At 50.9% G+C, this 22,865-nt stretch carries 17 protein-coding genes and 6 tRNA genes; 6 read left to right on the top strand and 17 right to left on the bottom strand.

All coding sequences use genetic code 11. The features are described 5' to 3' along the window. Window position 1: 1 nt before the first annotated feature. The 4 genes from corC to miaB all read right to left on the bottom strand — a co-directional run bounded on the left by corC (window position 2) and on the right by miaB (window position 4,220). The gene (corC, locus tag M2403_RS03835; RefSeq protein ID WP_101075684.1) at window positions 2-880 is read right to left on the bottom strand and encodes a CNNM family magnesium/cobalt transport protein CorC; all 879 of its coding nucleotides are present in this window, start codon (window positions 878-880) and stop codon (window positions 2-4) included. Between the two features lie 100 nt (window positions 881-980). Then, window positions 981-1,454 carry an rRNA maturation RNase YbeY gene (gene ybeY / locus M2403_RS03830; RefSeq protein ID WP_152326447.1) on the bottom strand — a complete coding sequence of 158 codons (474 nt, stop codon included), beginning with the start codon at window positions 1,452-1,454 and terminating at the stop codon, window positions 981-983. Continuing rightward, window positions 1,451-2,527 (bottom strand): PhoH family protein, encoded by a 1,077-nt coding sequence (locus M2403_RS03825; RefSeq protein WP_152326448.1) that lies wholly within the window; start codon window positions 2,525-2,527, stop codon window positions 1,451-1,453. Before M2403_RS03825 ends, ybeY begins: the two co-directional genes overlap by 4 nt. A gap of 268 nt (window positions 2,528-2,795) precedes the next feature. Beyond that, complete coding sequence (gene miaB, locus M2403_RS03820) at window positions 2,796-4,220, bottom strand: tRNA (N6-isopentenyl adenosine(37)-C2)-methylthiotransferase MiaB (protein WP_259228575.1); 1,425 nt, start codon at window positions 4,218-4,220, stop codon at window positions 2,796-2,798. Window positions 4,221-4,408: 188 nt separating this feature from the next. On the opposite strand from miaB, the gene ubiF reads away from it, so the two are divergent. Further along, window positions 4,409-5,593 (top strand): 3-demethoxyubiquinol 3-hydroxylase, encoded by a 1,185-nt coding sequence (ubiF, locus tag M2403_RS03815; RefSeq protein WP_217152545.1) that lies wholly within the window; start codon window positions 4,409-4,411, stop codon window positions 5,591-5,593. A 108-nt stretch (window positions 5,594-5,701) separates the two neighbouring features. On the opposite strand, the gene M2403_RS03810 is transcribed toward ubiF, so the two are convergent. The 11 genes from M2403_RS03810 to nagB all read right to left on the bottom strand — a co-directional run bounded on the left by M2403_RS03810 (window position 5,702) and on the right by nagB (window position 12,796). After that, window positions 5,702-5,776: transfer RNA gene (locus tag M2403_RS03810), tRNA-Gln, on the bottom strand. Between the two features lie 44 nt (window positions 5,777-5,820). After that, a tRNA-Met gene (locus tag M2403_RS03805) sits at window positions 5,821-5,897 on the bottom strand. A gap of 92 nt (window positions 5,898-5,989) precedes the next feature. Continuing rightward, window positions 5,990-6,064 (bottom strand) — tRNA-Gln (locus tag M2403_RS03800). Between the two features lie 65 nt (window positions 6,065-6,129). Then, window positions 6,130-6,204: transfer RNA gene (locus M2403_RS03795), tRNA-Gln, on the bottom strand. 23 nt (window positions 6,205-6,227) lie between these two features. After that, window positions 6,228-6,312, bottom strand: a tRNA-Leu gene (locus M2403_RS03790). Between the two features lie 8 nt (window positions 6,313-6,320). Next, window positions 6,321-6,397 (bottom strand) — tRNA-Met (locus tag M2403_RS03785). A gap of 227 nt (window positions 6,398-6,624) precedes the next feature. Continuing rightward, window positions 6,625-8,289 (bottom strand): asparagine synthase B, encoded by a 1,665-nt coding sequence (gene asnB / locus M2403_RS03780; protein WP_152326451.1) that lies wholly within the window; start codon window positions 8,287-8,289, stop codon window positions 6,625-6,627. Window positions 8,290-8,651: 362 nt separating this feature from the next. Further along, window positions 8,652-9,404, bottom strand: a complete 753-nt coding sequence (locus M2403_RS03775) for an HAD-IIA family hydrolase (RefSeq protein WP_152326452.1) — start codon at window positions 9,402-9,404, stop codon at window positions 8,652-8,654. Between the two features lie 58 nt (window positions 9,405-9,462). Further along, the gene (locus tag M2403_RS03770; RefSeq protein WP_152326453.1) at window positions 9,463-10,686 is read right to left on the bottom strand and encodes an N-acetylglucosamine repressor; all 1,224 of its coding nucleotides are present in this window, start codon (window positions 10,684-10,686) and stop codon (window positions 9,463-9,465) included. 20 nt (window positions 10,687-10,706) lie between these two features. After that, complete coding sequence (gene nagA, locus M2403_RS03765; protein WP_152326503.1) at window positions 10,707-11,846, bottom strand: N-acetylglucosamine-6-phosphate deacetylase; 1,140 nt, start codon at window positions 11,844-11,846, stop codon at window positions 10,707-10,709. A gap of 149 nt (window positions 11,847-11,995) precedes the next feature. After that, entirely contained in the window at window positions 11,996-12,796 is an 801-nt protein-coding gene (nagB, locus tag M2403_RS03760) for a glucosamine-6-phosphate deaminase (RefSeq protein WP_152326454.1), read from the bottom strand. A gap of 473 nt (window positions 12,797-13,269) precedes the next feature. Between nagB and nagE the strand changes: the two genes are divergently transcribed. The 4 genes from nagE to chiQ all read left to right on the top strand — a co-directional run bounded on the left by nagE (window position 13,270) and on the right by chiQ (window position 19,314). Next, complete coding sequence (nagE, locus tag M2403_RS03755) at window positions 13,270-15,216, top strand: PTS N-acetyl glucosamine transporter subunit IIABC (RefSeq protein ID WP_217152544.1); 1,947 nt, start codon at window positions 13,270-13,272, stop codon at window positions 15,214-15,216. A 191-nt stretch (window positions 15,217-15,407) separates the two neighbouring features. After that, window positions 15,408-17,078, top strand: a complete 1,671-nt coding sequence (gene glnS / locus M2403_RS03750; RefSeq protein WP_217152543.1) for a glutamine--tRNA ligase — start codon at window positions 15,408-15,410, stop codon at window positions 17,076-17,078. A 468-nt stretch (window positions 17,079-17,546) separates the two neighbouring features. Next, window positions 17,547-18,959, top strand: coding sequence for a chitoporin ChiP (locus M2403_RS03745; protein ID WP_165059726.1), 1,413 nt, complete (start codon window positions 17,547-17,549; stop codon window positions 18,957-18,959). Window positions 18,960-18,972: 13 nt separating this feature from the next. Next, window positions 18,973-19,314 (top strand): ChiQ/YbfN family lipoprotein, encoded by a 342-nt coding sequence (gene chiQ, locus M2403_RS03740; protein ID WP_208951672.1) that lies wholly within the window; start codon window positions 18,973-18,975, stop codon window positions 19,312-19,314. A 140-nt stretch (window positions 19,315-19,454) separates the two neighbouring features. Here chiQ and fur read toward each other — a convergent pair whose 3' ends face one another. Together fur and fldA are read right to left on the bottom strand one after the other, a co-directional pair. Continuing rightward, window positions 19,455-19,910, bottom strand: coding sequence for a ferric iron uptake transcriptional regulator (fur, locus tag M2403_RS03735; RefSeq protein ID WP_152326459.1), 456 nt, complete (start codon window positions 19,908-19,910; stop codon window positions 19,455-19,457). Window positions 19,911-20,226: 316 nt separating this feature from the next. Further along, window positions 20,227-20,754 (bottom strand): flavodoxin FldA, encoded by a 528-nt coding sequence (fldA, locus tag M2403_RS03730; RefSeq protein ID WP_259228574.1) that lies wholly within the window; start codon window positions 20,752-20,754, stop codon window positions 20,227-20,229. Between the two features lie 410 nt (window positions 20,755-21,164). On the opposite strand from fldA, the gene M2403_RS03725 reads away from it, so the two are divergent. Then, window positions 21,165-22,829 carry a methyl-accepting chemotaxis protein gene (locus M2403_RS03725; RefSeq protein WP_208951665.1) on the top strand — a complete coding sequence of 555 codons (1,665 nt, stop codon included), beginning with the start codon at window positions 21,165-21,167 and terminating at the stop codon, window positions 22,827-22,829. The last annotated feature ends 36 nt before the right edge of the window (window positions 22,830-22,865 follow it).

Genomic DNA, 22,865 nt, shown 5'->3' with positions numbered 1-22,865 from the left:
ATTATTCTTCCAGTATCGGTTGCGGCGCGTCGTCCGGTATTTTTACGTGAACCTGAATAATACGGCGGCTGTCGGCCATCGCAACCTTGAACAGGTAACCGTCAATTTCAATGCTTTCGCCTCGTGCAGGCAAATGGCCGAAGGACTGCATCACCAGACCGCCAATCGTATCGACTTCGTCGTCACTGTAATGGGTCTGGAAGACTTCGTTAAAATCTTCAATCGGTGCCAGCGCGCGGACGGTGTAGGTGTGGCGGCTAAGTTGACGGATATCCAGATCTTCTGCTTCGTCATACTCATCGTCGATCTCGCCGACAATCAGTTCGAGAATATCTTCGATAGTGACCAGGCCTGATACGCCGCCGAATTCATCGACAACAATCGCCATATGGTAACGCTGGGAGCGGAACTCCTTCAGCATGCGGTCAACACGTTTGCTTTCGGGAACCACCACGGCGGTTCTCAGCACTTTATCAATGCTGAATGGCTCGGACTCTGTGCGCATAAACGGCAGCAAGTCTTTGGCCATCAGGATGCCTTCAATGTGATCCTTATCTTCGCTGATCACCGGGAAGCGGGAGTGTGCGGATTCGATGATGACATCGAGACACTCTTCCAGCGGCTGATTGCGTTTTAGCGTGATCATCTGTGAACGTGGGATCATGATGTCCCGGACGCGCTGCTCGGCGATATCCATCACGCCTTCCAGCATGTCACGGGTATCGGGGTCGATCAGATCGTTTTGTTCTGAGTCACGGATCAGCTCAACCAAATCGCCACGGTTTTTGGGTTCACCGTGAAAGAGCTGGTTAAGGATAAGGGAAAAGAAGCCCTTCTTGGGACTGGGGCTGTCACTATTTTGTGAATGGTCATCGCTCATGGCGTTTGGTTTGTTTTACTCGTGTTAGTGAAAATTAGGCGAAACGCCTGCGGATGAAAAACCTTCACCGGGCAGGCGCTGCGCAAGTTTACTGATAAATTCAGTCGTCTTCTTTCTCTGAAATATAAGGATCCGGATAACCCAGATCCAGCATGATTTCAGTTTCAATTGATTCCATTTCTTCGGCTTCTTCGTCAACGATATGGTCATAGCCCAGCAAATGCAAACTGCCGTGAATCACCATATGTGCCCAGTGAGCCCAAAGTTCTTTTTCCTGCTCTTTGGCTTCCTTCTCAACCACCTGACGACAAATAATCAGGTCGCCGAGCAGTGGCATTTCCATGCCCGGAGGAGCTTCGAACGGGAAGGATAACACGTTGGTCGGTTTATCCATGCCACGATACGTCATATTCAGTTCATGGCTTTCGGGAATATCGACCAGACGGATCGTTACTTCCGATTCTTCCTGAAACTGCGGAAGAACCGCCTCCAGCCATTTTTGAAAGTCATTTTCAGACGGTAAGCCTGCGTTTTCTTCACAAGCAATTTGTAGATCGAGGATTACCGTGTTCATTGACTAACCTGCTGGGATGCGCTGTTTTGATGTTCATGTTTACGCTCTGCGGCAATCGCATCACGACGTTTCTGGTCTTCTTCTTCCCACGCTTCGTAAGCTACAACAATTCGTGCGACAACAGGATGACGAACGACGTCCTCGCTGTGGAAGAAGTTAAAGCTCAGTTCTTCAACCGAAGACAATACTTCAATGGCGTGGCGCAGGCCTGATTTCTGATGGCGCGGCAAGTCGATTTGCGTGACGTCACCGGTGATCACCGCTTTGGAGTTAAAACCAATACGGGTCAGGAACATCTTCATCTGTTCAATGGAAGTATTCTGGCTTTCATCGAGAATAATGAAGGCGTCATTGAGCGTACGCCCGCGCATATACGCCAGAGGAGCCACTTCAATAACGTTGCGCTCAATCAGTTTTTCAACCTTCTCAAAGCCCAGCATTTCGAACAGCGCGTCATACAGCGGGCGCAGATACGGATCAACCTTCTGACTCAGATCACCCGGCAGGAAACCCAGCTTTTCACCGGCTTCAACGGCAGGGCGCGTCAGCAGAATACGGCGTACTTCCTGACGTTCCAGCGCATCAACGGCAGCGGCAACGGCCAGATAGGTTTTACCCGTACCGGCAGGGCCGATACCAAACGTGACGTCGTGATCCAGAATATTGGCAACGTACTGCGCCTGATTCTTAGTACGCGGTTTGATCACGCCACGCTTGGTTTTGATGATGACCGCTTTGCCAAAATCAGGCACGCTTTCAGCCGTTTGCTCAAGAACGCGGCTTTCTTTAATCGCCAGATGGATTTTTTCAGGGTCGATATCCTGAATCTCGCCACGCAGCGGCGCGGTGTCTACGTATAAGTCGCGCAGAATATCAGCGGCTGCCGCAACCGGCAGGCTCTTTCCAACAAGCTTAAATGCGTTATCACGACGGTTGATTTCAACGCCCAACCGGCGTTCCAGTTGTTTGATATTGTCATCAAACGGCCCGCACAGGCTCAGCAGACGCTGATTGTCTTCGGGCTCCAGTAAAATCTCTTGTGTTACAACGTTCAAACTTATCCTTTGGGCCACTCTGGACCAGTTTACCCTGCATACTTCAGGGTACGTTCAGTGAGACATACGGCCGTAAACTGCTTTCAGCCGTCAACCATACCTGAGTTAATAATACATGCCCTTGGCAAAATATGCTGCGGCTTGCAGGCAGTTACATGAACCTGCATCCGGATATGCGGCCTTTCCTGGAAAATTAACCCCTGGAAGCCGGTGTTGCGTCTGAATTCTCAAAAGAAACAGGACGCCGGAGCGCCCTGTAGGTTCTGTCATTCTTCGCTTCAATGATTTACGGCTGATAGAGCCCAACGCCCAATTCATTTTCTTTGCGTGTGCGGGCAATAACAGATTGTGGTGACTCGTGCAGACGCAGCGCCATTTGTTCTTCTGTGCGGATGACTATGCCACGCAGGGAGTTGGCATAGACATCGACAATTTCGACATCCACGAATTTGCCAATCATGTCAGGCGTACCTTCAAAATTGACCACACGGTTGCATTCTGTGCGTCCGGTCAGTTCCATAATGTCTTTACGGGACGTCCCTTCCACCAGAATGCGCTGAACGGTGCCCAGCGTGGCGCGGCTAAACCGCATTACCTGTTGCGTGATCCGGTCCTGTAACAGCGCCAGACGCTGTTTCTTCTCGTCCATGCTGACGTCATCGACCATGTCTGCCGCAGGTGTTCCCGGGCGTGGAGAGTAGATAAAACTGAAGCTGACGTCGTAATTGACCTGTGCAATTAAATCCATAGTGCGTTCGAAATCATCGTTGGATTCGCCCGGGAAGCCGATGATGAAGTCAGAACTGAAATGGATATCCGGACGCGCAGCCCGCAATTTACGGATAGTCGATTTGTATTCCAGCACCGTGTGAGGGCGCTTCATCATAGTCAGAATGCGATCAGAACCGCTCTGAATAGGCAGATGCAGGAAACTCACCACTTCAGGCGTGTCTTTATAGACCTCGATAATATCGTCAGTAAATTCTACCGGATGGCTGGTGGTAAAGCGGATGCGGTCAATACCGTCGATGGCCGCCACCAGACGCAGTAATTCTGCAAACGTGCAGATGCCACCGTCAAAGGAATCGCCGCGGTAGGCGTTGACGTTTTGCCCCAGCAGGTTAACTTCACGCACACCCTGAGCGGCAAGCTGAGCGACTTCGAACAGGACGTCATCACACGGGCGGCTGACTTCTTCGCCGCGCGTGTAAGGCACCACGCAGAAGCTGCAATATTTGTTGCAACCTTCCATGATGGAGACAAATGCGGTCGGGCCATCCGCGCGTGGTTCCGGCAGACGGTCAAATTTCTCAATTTCCGGGAAGCTGATATCCACGACCGGGCTTTTGGTGCCGCGAACATGGTTGACCATTTCTGGCAGGCGATGCAGGGTTTGCGGGCCAAAAACGATATCAACGCAGGGCGCACGCTTACGCAGCAATTCCCCTTCCTGAGATGCCACACAGCCGCCGACGCCGATAATAATATCCGGGTTTTTCTTTTTTAATAATTTCCAGTGTCCCAGCAGGCTGAACACTTTCTCCTGGGCTTTTTCCCGGATTGAACAGGTATTCAGCAGCAGAATGTCTGCTTCTTCAGCGTTATCCGTCAGCTGGTAACCGTGGGTGCTATCGAGAAGATCGGCCATTTTGGATGAATCATATTCATTCATCTGGCAGCCCCAGGTTTTTATGTGCAGTTTTTTAGTCATCAGCGTGTCAGTACTCAGTACGGGGAACGTTAGATCGGCAGTGCCGCAGTGCATAGCGTTGTTCAGGGGCGGTATTGTAAACCCTCACCTTAGCGCTGACCAGTGCGGGAAAGCAGCTTAGGCCCTGATGCAGACACAAAAATCCGGTACACTTCGCATAATGAACTGAAATAGAAAGCTGGAATAAAATGAATAATTCAGAGAAGTCATTTGATGCAGTGATCGTCGGTGGTGGGATGGTAGGCGCTGCGGCAGCTCTCGGGCTGGCCCGTCAGGGGCTTCAGGTTGCATTGATCGAAAATGAAGAGCCGGCTGAATTTGACGCATCAGCGGCAGCAGACCTGCGAATTTCTGCGATTGGCTGCGCTTCGGTGCGGTTCTTGCAGAAATTAGAGGCGTGGCCTGCTGTTGAAAAAATGCGCTCGGTGCCGTATCGCCGCCTGGAAACCTGGGAAGTTGACGGTTCCGACGTCAAATTCGATGCGCAATCACTCGGATTACCGGAGCTGGGATTCATGGTTGAAAACCGCGTGCTTCAGCTGGCGCTCTGGCAACAGTTTGATACTTTCTCCAATCTGACCCGCTTCTGCCCGGCGAAACTGCGCCATCTTCTGCAACATGACGATAAAACCTGGTCACTTCAGCTGACCACCGGTGAACTGCTGCGTACAAAACTGGTCGTCGCCGCCGACGGAGCGAATTCTCTGGTACGCCAGCTGGCGGGCATCGGCGTTGATGGTTGGGAATATCGCCAGCACTGTATGCTGATTAACGTTGAAACCGAAACGCCGGATCAGGATGTCACCTGGCAGCAGTTTTTCCCTTCCGGCCCGCGCGCATTCCTGCCGTTGTTTGGCAATCAGGCATCACTGGTGTGGTACGACAGCCCGCAGCGCATCCGTTATCTGAAAACGCTGAACATGAAACAGCTGACGGCGGAGATTATGCAGGCCTTTCCGCCGCGCCTTGGAAAAATCAATGCAACAGCAGCGGGCGCGTTCCCGCTGGTTCGCCGCCATGCGCAGCGTTATGTCCTGCCGGGACTGGCGCTGGTGGGCGATGCAGCGCATACGATCAATCCGCTGGCCGGGCAGGGCGTGAATCTGGGTTATCGCGACGTAGAAGCATTGCTTTCGGTGCTGGAAAAAGCGCGTGACCACGATGAAGCGTGGAGTAGCGAGAGCGTGCTGATACGTTATCAGCGTCAGCGTCGCCTGGATAATCTGCTGATGCAAAGCGGTATGGATTTGTTCTATACCGCGTTCAGTAACGATCTGGCGCCCGTCAAAGCATTGAGAAATCTGGCACTGATGACGGCACAGCGTGCAGGCGCACTGAAAACCAAAGCGCTGAAATACGCCTTAGGCATTTAATGAAGTGAGAGAGGGGCTGGCCGGATGAATGTCGGCTTGCCCGTTTTTTTTGAGTCTGACTCAACCGACAGATAGCAAAAAGCCCGCACGAGGCGGGCTTTCTTAATGTGGCTGGGGTGCCAGGATTCGAACCTGGGTATGCTGGTATCAGAAACCAGAGCCTTACCGCTTGGCGACACCCCAATTTTAAAACTCACTACCTTTTGAGCAGTGCACTGCAAGTAAAATGGTGGCTACGACGGGATTTGAACCTGTGACCCCATCATTATGAGTGATGTGCTCTAACCAGCTGAGCTACGTAGCCAAATTCTACTGACTTACTTCAAAACTTCAAGCACTAATTTAACTAACTTAATAATAAATTTCAAGTGCTTACCAATTATACAGAAAGAAGTATGGCTGGGGTACCTGGATTCGAACCAGGGTATGCTGGTATCAAAAACCAGTGCCTTACCGCTTGGCGATACCCCAACAGTACAACTTCTTCAAATTGGTTTTTTCTCACATTCACATCAGAGATGCGAAGGGTAAGAAAATGGCTGGGGTACCAGGATTCGAACCTGGGAATGCTGGTATCAAAAACCAGTGCCTTACCGCTTGGCGATACCCCAACTGTGCTGCCGACTCGATGAAATGGTGCGGGAGGCGAGACTTGAACTCGCACACCTTGCGGCGCTAGAACCTAAATCTAGTGCGTCTACCAATTTCGCCACTCCCGCAAAAAAGATGGTGGCTACGACGGGATTCGAACCTGTGACCCCATCATTATGAGTGATGTGCTCTAACCAACTGAGCTACGTAGCCCTCTTTTTTCGCGCTACCTTCATCGGCGTTGCGGGGCGCATTATGCGTATATGACCGTTTTGCGTCAACACCTTTTTTGGAGAAAAAGGCGTGAGAGCGTCCATTTGTCTGGCTTATAACCACTCTGGTGATTAATTGGGCAAAAGACATTATTTTTACTGGCTTTACCCATAAAAAAACGGGCCTGAAAAGGCCCGCTTGCTTCATGGAAAATAACCGGTAAAGGCTTATTTATACGCTGACTGGTGAACGCCAACCGCACGGCCAGAAGGGTCATCCATGTTTTTGAACGCTTCATCCCATTCGATGGCTTTCGCTGAAGAACAGGCCACTGACGGGCCGCCAGGAACACATTCAGCCGCGCTTGGAACCGGGAACAGTTCTTCGAAAATGGTGCGGTACAGGTAGCCTTCTTTTGACGTCGGCGTGTTGTACGGGAAACGGAAATGCGCAGTTTCGAGCTGTTGATCGGTAATCTGCTGAGACGCGACTTCTTTTAACGTATCGATCCAGCTGTAACCTACGCCGTCCGAGAACTGTTCTTTCTGGCGCCATGCCACGCTGTGTGGCAAATAAGACTCAAAACATTCGCGCAGGATATGTTTTTCCATTTTGCCGTTGCCGCACATTTTGTCTTTCGGGTTGATGCGCATTGCGACGTCGAGGAATTTTTTATCCAGGAACGGTACGCGGGCTTCAACGCCCCAGGCGGACATCGCTTTGTTGGCACGGGCACAGTCATACATGTGCAGGGCCAGCAATTTACGCACGGTTTCTTCGTGGAATTCTTTCGCGTTCGGCGCTTTATGGAAGTACAGGTAACCGCCCAGGACTTCGTCAGCACCTTCGCCGGACAACACCATCTTGATGCCCATCGCTTTGATTTTACGGGACATCAGATACATCGGCGTTGACGCACGAATGGTGGTCACGTCGTAAGTTTCGATGTGATAAATCACGTCACGGATAGCATCCAGACCTTCCTGCACGGTGAAGTGGATTTCATGGTGCACGGTGCCTAAATGGTTTGCGACTTCCTGAGCAGCGCGCAGATCCGGAGAACCTTCCAGACCGACCGCAAAGGAGTGCAGCTGTGGCCACCACGCTTCGCTCTGATCTTTATCCTCAATGCGGCGACCGGCAAATTTCTTGGTAATTGCTGAAATCACGGAAGAATCCAGACCACCGGACAGCAGCACGCCGTAAGGCACGTCAGACATCAGGTGACTTTTCACCGATTCTTCCAGCGCATCTTTCAGCGCCGCAGCGTCAGTGACGTTGTCTTTGACGTTTTCGAAATCGAACCAGTCACGCTGGTAATATTCACGGATTTCGCCTTCCTGGCTCCACAGGTAGCTGCCTGCCGGGAATTCTTTGATGGTGCGGCAAACCGGCACCAGCGCTTTCATTTCAGACGCCACGTACATGTTGCCGTGTTCGTCGTAACCCATATACAGCGGGATGATGCCCAGATGGTCGCGGCCAATCAGGTACGCGTCTTTTTCTGTGTCATAGAGAATGAAGGCGAACATGCCTTGCAGTTCATCGAGGAATTCAGGGCCTTTTTCCTGATACAGCGCAAGAATCACTTCGCAGTCAGACGCGGTCTGGAACTCATACTTATCGCCCAATTCAGCGCGCAGAGCCTGATGGTTGTAGATTTCGCCGTTTACAGCCAGAACGTGGGTATGTGCTGCGTTGTACAAAGGCTGTGCGCCGTTGTTCACGTCGACAATCGACAGACGCTCATGCGACAGAATCGCTTTGTCGCTGGCGAACACGCCGGACCAGTCAGGCCCGCGGTGACGCATCAGGCGCGAGAGTTCCAGCGCTTTTTTGCGCAGCTCGACGGAGTCAGTTTTGATATCGAGCACACCGAAAATTGAACACATATATCTATCTCCCTAACGACGTTTCTCTGGCTGTCATTTTTATGTTTGCGAATGAGGATCAACGTTGCCGTTCTTTCAGTTTTAGTCAGGCTTTGTTGCGTTGCTGACTATGAAAATGCGTCAAAACCCCTGTGTTGTGCAAGTGGTTTAACGCTCTTCTGATAAATAGTTGGTTGAGTGCAGGTAATCTTTAACGAATCAGTAGTTTTATGGCATTTTCATTAGCGGATTATTAATTTAATCGCCGAAAATTGAGGGGGATTCAAAAAAAGAGAAAAGTGAATGAAAATCAAGCAGCAGGACGAAAAAAAACGAGCCGGGATAGCAATCCGGGCTCGTTTTCATATATTTATGAGTGGCTGTTAAATCACGTCGATATCGGCAACGGAAGGGTAAATCCAGGTCGGACGGAACGGCATTCCCTCAATATCATTGAGGGTAGAAACGCCGGTCAGCACCAGAATAGTTTCCAGACCCGCCTGGAAACCCGCCAGAATATCTGTTCGCAGATTGTCGCCCACAATGACCGTTTCTTCGGAATGCGCCTGCATTTTATTGAGCGCCGAGCGGATAATCCACGGGCTCGGCTTGCCGACGTAAAACGGCTGGCGTCCGGTAATTTTCTCGATTGGTGCGCATAACGCGCCACAGGCTGGAACAAAACCGTGGCCGTGATTGTCCGGGTTTGTCGCAATAAAGCGCGCGCCATTCGCCACGAAATACGCCGCTTTATGAATCATGTCCCAGTTGTACGAACGCGTTTCGCCGACGATCACAAAATCAGGATTGATGTCTGTGATGGTAAAACCCGCTTTATACAGCTCGTGAATCAGAGCGCCTTCGCCAACGACGTAGGCTTTTTTACCTTCCTGACGTTTCAGGAAATCAGCTGTCGCCATCGCGGACGTGAAGAACGCGCTTTCCGGCACTTCAAGACCGGCAGCGCTGAAGCGGTTTGCCAGATCCTGCGCTGTCTGGGAAGGGTAGTTGGTGAGAATGACCAGAGGCATTCCCTGTTCCTGAATTCGGGCCAGAAAGCGATCGGCGCCGGGTACAGCTGTGTTGTCGTGCAACAGCACGCCATCAATGTCACAGATTACATTCTTAATTGTCATGATTTCCAAACCCACATTTTTCAGCCCCATTCCTGGCAGCCAATTACTATAGCACGCCTTAATTTTCCATCAGACGCTGCAACAGAACGCCATTCAGCATAGCCCGTTTGACCAGCGCAAATGCACCAATCGCGGACTGATGATTAAGCGCGGAAGTCACAACCGGTAGATTGCGGCGGAAATCTTTCAAAACCTGAGCATTAATGCAGTTTTGGATGGCCGGCAGCAGGACTTTATCCGCTTCGGTAATTTCACCGGCAATCACCACTTTTTGCGGATTAAACAGGTTGATCGCAATGGAAACGCCTTTGCCAAGCTGACGGCCCACATGCTCAATCACTTCAGTGGCCAGCGCATCATGGCGATTGGCGGCTTTGCAGATAGCGGAAATTGAGCAATCGTTCAGACTGAGTTTGCTGGCGTAACCCTGCGTGAGCAGATGGCGTACACGGTTTTCGATAGCGGCATTCGCGGCGACTGTTTCCAGACAGCCGAAGTTGCCGCAATGGCATCGTTCGCCCAGCGGGTCGATCTGAATGTGGCCGATTTCACCCACGTTGCCGTTGCTGCCCAGGAAAATCTGGCCGTTAACGATAATTCCTGCGCCGGTACCGCGGTGAAGACGAACCAAAATGGAGTCCTGACAGTCGCGGGTTGCCCCGAAATAGTGCTCGGCGAGGGCCAGACTGCGGATATCGTGGCCGACAAAACTGGTGACTTTGAATCTGGCTTCCAGCGCATCGACTAATTTCCACGCACCGACGCTGATATGCGGCATATAGCGGACGATGCCTTTATTCGGATCGACCAGGCCTGGAAGGATGACAGAAATGGCAATCAGTTCGCGGATTTTACGCTGATTCAGCTCGATAAATTGCGCGATTGCCTCAAATAAGGCGTTCTCAAGCGTTTCCTGAGTGCGTTCGGGCAGGGAATAATGTTGTTCGGCCAGTGACTTGGCGCTGAGATCGTAGAGCGTGATGGTCGCGTCATGTCGGCCAAGACGAACAGCGATGGTATGAAAAGGACGGGTTTCGGTGATGATCGAAATAGCGCGGCGACCCCCGGTGGAAGCCTGCTGATCCACTTCTTTGATCAGCCCGCGCTCGAGTAACTGTCGGGTAATTTTGGTGACACTGGCGGGCGCTAACTGGCTCATGTCGGCGATTTGAATGCGCGAAATGGGCCCTTGTTGGTCAATCAGGCGGTAAACCGCCGCGCCGTTTAACTGCTTAACCAGATCAACGTTGCCGATTTGTGCCTGCTGTCCGCCAGTTGTCATCAATGCTGTTATCCGCTCAATTAAACTTCGTCACCATTAACGATAGTTTTTGTGATTTTAAAATCATGAGTGAACGCGGTGAGGTTGGCGACTTTGCCTGCTTCAATGCTACCCAGCTGGCCGTTGAGGCCAATCGCGCGGGCCGGATAAAGCGATGCCATACGCAACGTTTCATCCAGTGCAATGCCGACATGTTCAACGCTGTTTTGAACTGCTTCGATCATGGTCAGCGCAGAGCCGCTCAGTGTTCCGTTTTCGTCCACACAGAGTCCGTCACGGTAGTATATTGTTTTACCGGCAAAAATGAACTCATCAATATTGGCACCCGCTGGCGCAGTGGCGTCGGTGACCAGCACCAGTTTCTCGCCTTTGAGCTTTTTCGCGTTGCGAATATTGGCGTAATCGACATGCAAACCGTCGGCAATCACACCGGTATACACTTCCGGTGTATCGAAGATTGCACCAATAAGGCCAGGCTGACGACCTGTAATCGCTGGCATTGCATTATAAAGGTGCGTTGCGAAGGTGATACCGGCCGCAAAACCCGCGCGGGCTTCGGCATACGTCGAATTGGAATGGCCTGCGGAAATCACAATACCGGCAGCGCTCAGCTGACGGATATAGCGGGCTTCAACCTGTTCCGGTGCAAGCGTCAGCTGTGTGATGACATCGGCGTTTTCACACAGAAAATCAATCATGGCGTCGTCGGGCTTACGGATAAAGGCCGGATTGTGGGTGCCTTTTTTCAACGGGCTCAGATACGGGCCTTCAAGATGCAGACCCAGCGCCTGATTCGGATATTTTTCCAGATACGTGCGCATTACGCTGACGCCGTGCTTCATGTAGTCATCGCTACAGGTGATCAGCGTAGGTAAGAAACTGGTACAGCCGGATTTTTCGTTGGCTTTCTGCATGATTTCTAACGTTTCTACGGAAATCGCTTCCAGTGAATCGTTGAACTGCACGCCGCCACAACCGTTAAGTTGCAGGTCGATAAATCCGGGGGCAAGAATGGCACCGTCCAGATCGCGGGTTTCCACATTGTCCGGCAGCTCGCTGACCGCGCAGACACGTTCGATTTTGCCATCGGCAATCACGACCGCATGGTTATCCAGAACGTCGTGGCCGGTATAGATCCGGCCGTTAATCAAAGCGTACATCATGCCCCCTCGTTCGCTTGCCCTTCTCCAGTCACGCTGCTGCTGCGTTGGCTGCCTCACTCACTCCGCTCACTTACTTCAGTAAACTCCCGGAGATTCGCGTCATTGCCGCCTTGCTGCAACGCGACTGGCTTTGGGCATAAATTTTGTTAAAGGTTTTTCATATTTTCCGCTTCTAACTCGCGGAAATATTTAACAGTTTTGACTTTCAGTTCCATGGTGGACGGCTCGTCACACACCATAACGGCTTTTGCATGCAATTGCAGGCAACTGATGGTCCACATGTGGTTAATGTTTCCCTCGACGGCCGCTTCAAGCGCTTGCGCCTTCGCGTGGCCGGTGACCAGAATCATCACTTCTTCTGCATCAAGCAGTGTGCCTACGCCAACGGTCAGGGCGTATTTTGGCACCTGAGATACGTCATTGTCGAAGAAACGGGAGTTCGCGATGCGGGTTTCGTGTGTCAGGGTTTTGATACGGGTGCGTGAAGCCAGTGAAGATGCCGGTTCGTTAAAGGCAATGTGACCGTCGTTGCCCACGCCACCCATGAACAGGTGAATTTTACCGTAAGACTTAATTTTTGCTTCGTACTGACGGCATTCTTCGTTGACGTCTGGTGCATTACCATTCAGCAGATTGATATTTTCGCGTGGAATATCAACGTGATCAAAGAAGTTTTTGTACATGAACGTATGATAGCTCTCAGGGTGTTCCTGCGGTAAGCCAACATATTCGTCCATATTGAAAGTAACCACGTTCTTAAAGCTAACCTGGCCTGCTTTATGCATGGCGATTAAATGTTTGTAAGCTTCGAGTGGTGTGCCACCGGTAGGTAAGCCCAAAATGAACGGGCGGTCGGCAGTGGGTTTGAAGGCGTTAATACGCTCAACGATATGACGTGCTGCCCATTTGCCAACTTCAGTGGTGGTGTTTAAAGGAATAAGTCTCATCACGTACCTCTTAGTTTCAGAATATTGAATATACTGTGTATATCCTTTGTCCTTGACGTTGCAGGGGTGTTGGCTGCTTTCGAATCTCTGCCTGGCTTAACGGAGTAAGCGCAACGGATTTTTCGATTGCCGCCTGCCTGTAACCCAGTGACTCCGGATAAGGAAGTCAAAGCTGTTTTGGTTCAGGGCGGTCATGTTAAGCGTAAACCACCGTGACGGTTTGTGGCTGGCACAATGCCGTCTAGATTTTTTTAATGATAAAATAAGTTTTGTGTGTTGACCAGCCTGATGGCATGTTATGACCTCTTTTTGGTGATAATTATCACAAAAATAGAGGTTTTAATTTGCGATACGAAATAATCTTTTTACACTCGCAAAGCAGTTGGTTAAATCGGAACGGTAAGTGAGTAAAGGTAGTAACCATACTAATTAAACTACTTAGGTGATTCGCCTGGCGGCGGATAGGGGGAAATGTGAATATTCTTGGATTCTTTCAGCGTTTAGGCAGAGCACTTCAGCTGCCGATAGCCGTGCTACCTGTCGCTGCGTTACTGCTGCGTTTCGGTCAGCCTGATCTTCTTAATATGCCGTTCATCGCGCAAGCCGGTGGCGGAATCTTCGATAACCTGGCCCTGATTTTTGCTATTGGTGTGGCATCAAGCTGGTCTAAAGATAACGCGGGTGCTGCGGCACTGGCGGGTGGTATTGGTTATTTCATTCTGACCAAGGCGATGATTACCATCAACCCGGCCGTCAATATGGGCGTTCTGGCAGGTATCATCACCGGTCTGGTCGGCGGTATGGTTTACAACCGCTGGTCTGATATCAAACTTCCTGATTTCCTGAGCTTCTTCGGTGGGAAACGTTTTGTTCCTATCGCAACAGGCTTCTTCTGTCTGATTCTGGCCGCGATCTTCGGTTACGTCTGGCCTCCGGTGCAGGATGCAATCCGCGCCGGTGGTGAGTGGATCGTAGGCGCAGGCGCATTCGGTGCGGGTATCTTCGGTTTCGTAAACCGTCTGCTGATCCCAACCGGTCTGCATCAGGTTCTGAACACTATCGCATGGTTCCAGATTGGTGACTTCACCAACGCAGCAGGCACAGTATTCCACGGCGACATCAACCGCTTCTACGCGGGTGACGGCACCGCAGGGATGTTCATGTCCGGCTTCTTCCCAATCATGATGTTTGGTCTGCCAGGCGCAGCATGCGCAATGTACTTCGCCGCACCGAAAGAACGTCGTCCACTGGTGGGCGGTATGCTGGTCTCCGTTGCGGTGACTGCATTCCTGACCGGTGTGACCGAGCCGTTAGAATTCCTGTTCATGTTCCTTGCTCCGTTGTTGTATTTAGTCCACGCCATCCTGACCGGGATCAGCCTGTACGTTGCAACTGCGCTGGGTATCCATGCTGGCTTCTCCTTCTCTGCGGGTGCGATTGACTACGCGTTGATGTACAACCTGCCGGCGGCAAGTAAAAACGTCTGGATGTTGCTGGTGATGGGCGTTGTGTTCTTCGTCATCTACTTCGTACTGTTCAGCGTAATTATCCGCATGTTCAACCTGAAAACGCCGGGCCGTGAAGACGACGCCGACCATATCGGTGAACCGGAAGCGAACAGCAATACTGAAGAAGGTCTGAACCAGCTGGCCGTGAGCTACATCAGTGCGCTGGGCGGTTCTGATAACTTCAAAGGTATTGATGCCTGTATTACCCGCCTGCGTCTGAACGTGAAAGATGCTGGTACTGTTGATGATGCAGCCTGCAAACGTCTGGGTGCGTCCGGTATTGTTCGTCTGAACAAACAAAGCATTCAGGTTATCGTCGGTGCAAAAGCGGAATCTCTGGCTGATGCAATGAAGAAAGTGATGGCGCGTGGTCCGGTTGCGGCAGGCAGCGCAGCAGCCCCCGTGGTTGTGAAAGCGTCTCCGCAGGCTGTACCAAACAGCGTTAAAGCGGTCGTTGAAACGCTGGTGGCTCCGGTTACCGGTGACATCGTAGCGCTGGATCAGGTGCCAGACGAAGCCTTCGCCAGCAAAGCGGTGGGCGATGGTGTCGCGATTCGTCCGACGGATAAAACAGTTGTCGCTCCGGCTGCGGGTACCGTGGTGAAAATCTTCAACACCAACCATGCGTTCTGCCTGGAAACCACTTCCGGTGCTGAAATCGTGGTGCACATGGGGATCGACACCGTTGCACTCAACGGCCAGGGCTTTACCCGCCTGATTGAAGAAGGCGCAACGGTCACTGCCGGTCAGCCTGTACTGGAACTGGATCTGGCTTACCTGAACGCTAACGCGCGCTCAATGATTAGCCCGGTTGTGGTCAGCAACATCGATGATTACACCGGTGTGATTTCACTGGCCAGCGGTTCAGTCGTAGCCGGTCAGACCAAACTGTTTGAGATTCAGGGTAAATAATTTCCTGACGCTGATTCAGTTGAGTTAAGTCTTAGCGGGAAGAGAGCAATCTCTTCCCGCTTTTTATTGTTTACGGACACGCGGTATGCAGATAACCACTATTTTATGCAAGTAACGGTTGTTTCCCGACGTGGCTTGTTGGAACATAACAGGTTATCTGTAGAGTCAATGTTGCGTAGAGGAATTGCACAATGAGTGAGGCTGAAGCCCGCCCAACAAATTTTATCCGTCAGATTATTGATGAAGATCTGGCGACCGGGAAACACAATACCGTTCATACCCGTTTCCCGCCCGAGCCTAATGGTTATCTGCATATCGGCCATGCGAAGTCTATCTGCCTGAACTTCGGTATTGCGCAAGACTATCAGGGGCAGTGCAACCTGCGTTTTGACGATACCAACCCGGCAAAAGAAGACATCGAATTCGTTGAGTCGATCAAACACGACGTCCAGTGGTTAGGTTTCGACTGGAGCGGTGATATTCACTATTCTTCCGACTACTTCGATCAACTGCACGGCTACGCGCTGGAGCTGATCAACAAAGGTCTGGCTTACGTTGACGAATTGTCTCCGGATGAAATCCGCGAATACCGTGGCTCACTGACGTCTCCGGGCAAAAACAGCCCGTACCGCGATCGCAGCGTAGAAGAAAACATCGCGCTGTTCGAAAAAATGCGCAACGGTGAATTCGCTGAAGGCGCGGCGTGTCTGCGTGCAAAAATCGATATGGCTTCGCCATTCTTCGTGATGCGCGATCCGGTTATCTACCGTATTAAGTTTGCGGAACACCATCAGACTGGCAAAAAATGGTGCATCTACCCGATGTATGATTTCACCCACTGCATTTCCGATGCGCTGGAAGGGATCACCCATTCGTTGTGTACGCTGGAATTCCAGGACAACCGTCGTCTGTATGACTGGGTTCTCGATAACATCACCATCCCTTGCCACCCGCGTCAGTACGAGTTCTCCCGTCTGAATCTTGAATATTCCATCATGTCCAAGCGTAAGCTGAACCTGCTGGTGACGGATAAGATCGTCGAAGGCTGGGATGACCCGCGTATGCCGACCGTTTCAGGCCTGCGTCGCCGTGGTTACACTGCTGCGTCTATCCGTGAATTCTGCCGTCGTATCGGCGTGACCAAGCAAGATAACAATGTCGAAATGATGGCGCTGGAATCCTGTATCCGTGACGATCTGAACGAAAATGCGCCGCGCGCCATGGCTGTCATCAATCCGGTTAAAGTGATCATTGAGAACTTTACCGGTGAAGATGTGCAAATGGTGAAAATGCCTAATCATCCGAGCAAACCGGAGATGGGGACGCGCGAAGTGCCGTTCACCCGTGAGATTTATATCGATCAGGCTGATTTCCGCGAAGAAGCGAACAAGCAATACAAACGTCTGGTGCTGGGCAAAGAAGTTCGTCTGCGCAATGCGTATGTCATCAAAGCGGAACGCATTGAAAAAGATGCCGAAGGCAATGTGACGACGATCTTCTGTTCTTACGATATCGAAACGCTGAGCAAAGATCCGGCCGATGGCCGCAAGGTAAAAGGTGTGATCCACTGGGTTTCTGCGTCTGAAGGCAAACCGGCGGAATTCCGTCTGTATGACCGTCTGTTCAGCGTCGCGAATCCTGGCCAGGCAGAAGATTTCCTGACCACGATCAACCCGGAATCCCTGGTGATCGCGCACGGTTTCGTTGAGCCTTCTCTGGTGGCTGCACAGGCTGAAATCAGCCTGCAGTTTGAACGTGAAGGTTACTTCTGTGCTGACAGCCGCTATTCCAGCGCTGAAAATCTGGTCTTCAACCGTACCGTTGGCCTGCGTGATACCTGGGAATCAAAACCCGTCGCGTAAGTCACCGATGAACGATTGCTAAACGCAGCTCCGGCTGCGTTTTTTTATGTCTGAAATTCACGGAATTTTCTTTTTCATCGCGAATTAATGCGTTTTTCATGTTTGCTTTTTAGGACCTTCCTTTCCGAATATCAGCGTGCTGAAACGTTTAAGTCAATACGGTTTTTACTTAATTATCTGTTTTAGTTATCGATTGTCAGAGTCCACTGATTTAAACCTTCGCATTCCTCGTTTGTAACACTTTTTCATCTTTATGTGCACTTTGTCATACTTCAGCTATCAGGGTTTAATTACCCATTGATAATTCGCGTCGCGAAAAATACTCTTAATCCTGCTTTATACGGTTACGCCTCTGGCGGCCGCTTTTAATACCCGTTTGGGTTTTGCACGTTTTTTTAGTCAAAATGAGGAATTTCTATGCACAAGCACCTTAACAGGGGCAGGGGATCGGCTTACCTGAAACCTGTGATGTACACGCTGGCTGGCACTTTGTTGGGCGGCGGAATGATGTTCCCTGAAGAGGCCAGAGCGGCTGGCTTTATTGATGATTCGACGCTGACCGGCGGTGTGTATTACTGGCAGCGCGAACGCGACCGCAAAGATTTGAACAAAACCAAAGAAGAAACCCGCCCTGACGGCACAAAAGTCACGGTGAATAACCCCGATTACGATAAATACGCCACCAACCTTTCGCACGCGACCGCCAACCTGAACCTTGATTTCTCTTCCGGCTATGCCTGGGACATGTTCGGTATCGACGTCGCCGCATTTACCGCGATCGAATTAGCCGAAGCCAGCGACAGCGGTCATCCGAACGAAATCGCGTTCTCCTCCAAAAACCATGCGTATGACGAAGACTATTCCGGCGATAAAGGTGGCGTCAGCCTCTACAAAGCGGCCGGTAAATTCAAATACGGCGGATTCTGGGGCCATGCTGGTTACATTCAGCCCACCGGACAAACGCTGATCGCCCCGCACTGGAGCTTTATGCCGGGTACCTATCGCGGTGCCGAAGCCGGGTATAAACATGATTTTGGCGATCCGGGCGAACTGAGTTTCTCCTACATGTGGGCAGATGAATACAAATCGCCGTGGCATCTGGAGATGGATGATTTCCGCCAGAACGACAAGAAAACCGGTGTTTCCTATATCCACTCGCTGGGTGCGAAATACGACTTCAAAAATGATCTCGTACTGGAAGCGGCATTCGGTCAGGCAGAAAGTTACGTCGATCAGTACTTCGCCAAAGCGTCGTACAAAATTGATCTGATGGGCAATCCGCTCACCACCAGCTACCAATTCTATGGTGCGGAAGATCGTATCAGCAACCAGAACGATCCGAACAGCCTGTATGACGGTCTGGCCTGGTTGCAGGCACTGACTTTCGGTTACACCACCGGCCAGTTCAACTGGCGTCTGGAAGGGACGATGGTCAAAGCTGAGGGGAATCAGGGTTATTTTTTACAACGCATGACCCCGACGTATTCTTCTTCTAACGGACGTCTTGATGTGTGGTGGGACAACCGTTCTGACTTCAACGCCAACGGCGAAAAAGCGGTGTACGCAGGCGTACTTTACGATCTGGCGAAATGGGATCTGCCGGGCTTCGCAGTGGGCGGTTCTTATGTTTACGCGTGGGATGCCAAACCGAGTACCAATCCAATCTATGATCAGAGCCAGCGCCTGAAAGAAAGTGCCTGGAGCCTTGATGCGCTGTACACCATTCAGGAAGGGCGCGCGAAAGGTACGCTGTTCAAACTGCATTACACCCAGTACGACAACCACTCGGATATCCCGAGCTGGGGCGGCGGGTACGGCAACATTTTCCAGGATGAAAAAGACGTGAAATTCATCGTTATCGCTCCATTCACTATTTTCTGAGGTCGCTATGTCGATGAAAAAATTACTGATGATTGTGGTTTCCTCCGTTGTGCTGGCAGGTTGTGCGCCAACCGCGGATCAGGCTCAGATTTCTCAAACGCGTGAGGCATACAGCGCGTGTATTAATTCGGCAGAAGGCAATCCGGACAAACTGGCCTCCTGTCAGGTATTGCTGAACAAGCTCAAACAGGAAAAAGCCCACCAGAAATTTGCGGAACAGGAAACGGTTCGTGTGGTGGATTATCAGCGCTGTCTGACGGCGCGTAAGACCGGTGACGGGCAGGCGTATGCGGCGGATTGCGGCAAGATCTGGCAGGAAATCAAAGCCAATAACGCACCTAATCCGGTTAACTAAAAGCAGGGATCTGAAACAAGCACCATCATGGAACGCAAAACCCCGGCTTGCCGGGGTTTTGCGTTTTAACTCTCATCCTGGAACACAGACATAAAAAAACCGCCTTTCAGCGGTTAATTTATTCGGACTGACCGTGCAGATTACTGCGCAGGTTTGTCATTGTGCAAAGATTCATCTTCGCGGCAATCGCCCGCTTCACAGTGTCCGTACAGATACAGACTGTGGTTGGTCAGTTTAATACCGTGTTTCTTCGCAATCTCACGCTGACGGCCTTCAATGTATTCGTCGCGGAATTCAATAACGCGGCCGCAATCAAGGCAGATCAGGTGATCATGATGATGTTGCTGAGTCAGTTCGAAAACAGACTTGCCGCCTTCGAAGTTATGACGGGTGACGATACCGGCATCATCAAACTGGTTAAGAACACGGTAAACCGTGGCCAGACCAATTTCTTCGCCCATATCAATCAGTTGCTTATAAAGATCTTCCGCACTAACGTGATGACCTTCCGGCGCTTGCAGCACTTCCAGGATTTTGAGGCGCGGAAGCGTGACTTTTAAGCCGGCTTTCTTCAGTGCGGTGTTGTTGTCAGTCATGCGGATTCAGTCCTGTTACTATGTGCTAATCAAGTTGAGGCATGCAGCCTGTGGCATCGGCGGCACAAAAATTTGTCGTTTAAGGATTCTTCGTTTAAGGGAAGTGTGCCGATTCTCAAAAACGTAGCCTGTTAATAAAGATCACAAAATGCCTGTCACATTCAATAATGCAACGACTTGATCGATAGAAAAAACAGATGAACTCAGTGTACCTTGATACCACCGAAAGTTACAATTTTGTAGCGGTTAAATTGTTAATTTCAGTAATAGTTTGGCCCTTCAATTGTAGAATAAATCCTCAGGGCCAACAGGGTTTTTAGCCAATAATTTCTGAAAGGCTCAGTTCTTCTGTGATCTGTTTGACCCATGCATCAACACGTTCGTTGGTCAGTTCCGGCTGACGATCTTCGTCAATTGCCAGCCCGATGAAGTGCGTATCATCAGCCAGACCTTTTGAAGCTTCGAAGTGATAGCCTTCAGTTGGCCAGTGACCTACGATCACCGCGCCGCGTGGCTCGATGATGTCACGCACGGTACCGAGCGCATCACAGAAGTATTCGGCATAGTCTTCCTGGTCGCCGCAGCCAAACAGCGCAACCAGCTTACCTTCGAAATCTATCTCTTCCAGCGTCGGGAAAAAGTCGTCCCAGTCACACTGCGCTTCACCGTAATACCAGGTTGGAATACCGATCAGCAAAATATCGAATTTTTCCAGATCCTCTTTGCTGCTCTTCGCAATGTCATGCACCTCTGCAACATCTTTACCCAATTGCTTCTGGATCATTTTCGCGATGTTTTCGGTGTTACCTGTATCGGATCCAAAGAAGATACCTACTACGGCCATAAGATTACCTAACCTCTTGTTCTTAATGAAGTGCTCTGCATTGCAGGCAATAATAACGCAGATGATAGCAAACTCGCGCGGCGGAGAATATGTTTCAGCTCGCCTTCTTAACTGGTGAATAAGTTTATCGGGCAATCTTTTTAAGTGTTATCGCCTTCGTGTGCTTTTAATAACCTCAAACTTATTGAGGGCAAAAGCAAAATTAAGAAATAATTCCCGCCACTCCTTAAGTTTGCCCGTTGAACGCCGATAGATGATGCGAGAGGAATCTCAACATAATAAAGAAATCGATGCCCGGAGAGGTGTTCAAACATGTCCGGGGGCAAACGCCTGCTGGCTACCTGTCTTGATTCTCCGCATCCCCGTCAATCCTCAGACCAGAAACAGTCCTGTTTCGAGAGAGGCATATCGTGCAGTTTTTAAAAAATATTACCATCAGGGCCGCATTATTAACGATTCTGGGCATTTTTTGCGTCATGTGGGCGAGTGTGTCTATTTACACCGTCACCTCCCTGAATACGCTGACTCAGAACACCCAAAACAGTACCGAACTGGTCAACAATATGGCGCTGATCAATAAAGGAAATGATCAGTACTTTCGTACCGTGACACGTTTAAGTCGTGCCGTGGGGCAGCTCCAGGCGGATCCGTCAAAAGGGCAGGAAATTTTTGATACGGCAAAACAGTCACTCGATGGTCTGTCACAGGCGCTGGCGAGTTTCAAAACGGCTCCGCATCCGGGATTAGATGAAGCGTCAGTTCAGGAACTGGTCTCCAGTTGGGAAAGTCTGGTCGCGCAAGGCGTTACGCCGTTATATTCAGCGGCCATCGGCAAAAATTTCGATGCCTATAATCAGCTGGCGAACGATACCGTTCCAGCGCTGAGCCGCAATTTTGGTGCCTCAATGACGAAAGTCAGCGGGCAGATTGCGGTCGATTTCGAGGCGGCGCAGACCAAATCAAACCATCTGACTTATTACAGCAAAGTTATTCTGCTGACGGCTTTTTCTCTCGGCCTGCTTATTTTGCTGCTGACCGACCGTTATCTGGTGATGGCACTGGTGAAACCGCTGGATAAAATCCGCGATCATTTCGCCGTAATTGCCAGCGGCGACCTGACGCATTATCTGGAAGAGTTCGGCAAAAACTGCGCGGGTAAACTGATCCCGTTGCTCAACGTTATGCAGTCCAGTCTGGAAAATACCGTTCAGACCATCCGCAACTGTACCAACCACATCTATCAGGGCGCGTCCGAAATCTCTGCCGGGAATAATGATCTGTCTTCCCGAACCGAAGAACAGGCGTCTGCACTGGAAGAAACGGCAGCCAGTATGGAAGAACTGACTGCAACGGTAAAACACAACGCAGACAATGCGCATCACGCGAGCCAGCTGGTGATGGAAGCGTCTTCTACCGCGCAAAAAGGCGGTAACATTGTGGCTGACGTCGTCAGCACCATGAAAGATATCTCCGGCAGCTCGAAGAAAATTGCAGAGATCACCTCGGTTATTAACAGCATTGCCTTCCAGACCAACATTCTGGCGCTGAATGCCGCGGTAGAAGCCGCGCGCGCAGGCGAACAGGGGCGTGGATTCGCGGTGGTTGCCAGTGAAGTCCGAAATCTGGCCCAGCGCAGTGCGCAGGCGGCGAAAGAAATCGAATCACTGATCAGTGAATCCGTTTCCCGCGTCGACAGCGGTTCAAAACTGGTGGAAAACGCCGGTCAGACAATGAACGAAGTGGTGCGTTCAATCACGCATGTCACGGATATTATGGCGGAAATCGCTTCGGCGTCTGATGAGCAAAGCAAAGGCATCAGCCAGGTTGCGGTAGCAGTCACACAAATGGACAGCGTAACGCAGCAGAACGCCGCACTGGTGGAACAGGCTTCACACGCGGCGGTTTCGCTGGAAGAGCAGGCTGCATTGCTGAACAACGCCGTCGCGACGTTCAAACTCAAAGACAGTATCACGAATGTCGGAAAACGACCCGCCAGCGTGGTTTCTCAGCCGTTGTTACGGCCTGCAACCGGTGTAATGACATCGAAAAGCAGTGCAAACTGGGAAACGTTCTGAGATGAGAGTTAAGGCGTAAAAGGAAAGAAAACAGGC

Origin of the sequence: Rahnella sp. BIGb0603, from assembly GCF_024808755.1 — a bacterium.
GTDB classification, from domain to species: domain Bacteria; phylum Pseudomonadota; class Gammaproteobacteria; order Enterobacterales; family Enterobacteriaceae; genus Rahnella; species Rahnella contaminans.
This window is presented reverse-complemented; position numbering and strand designations above follow the sequence as displayed.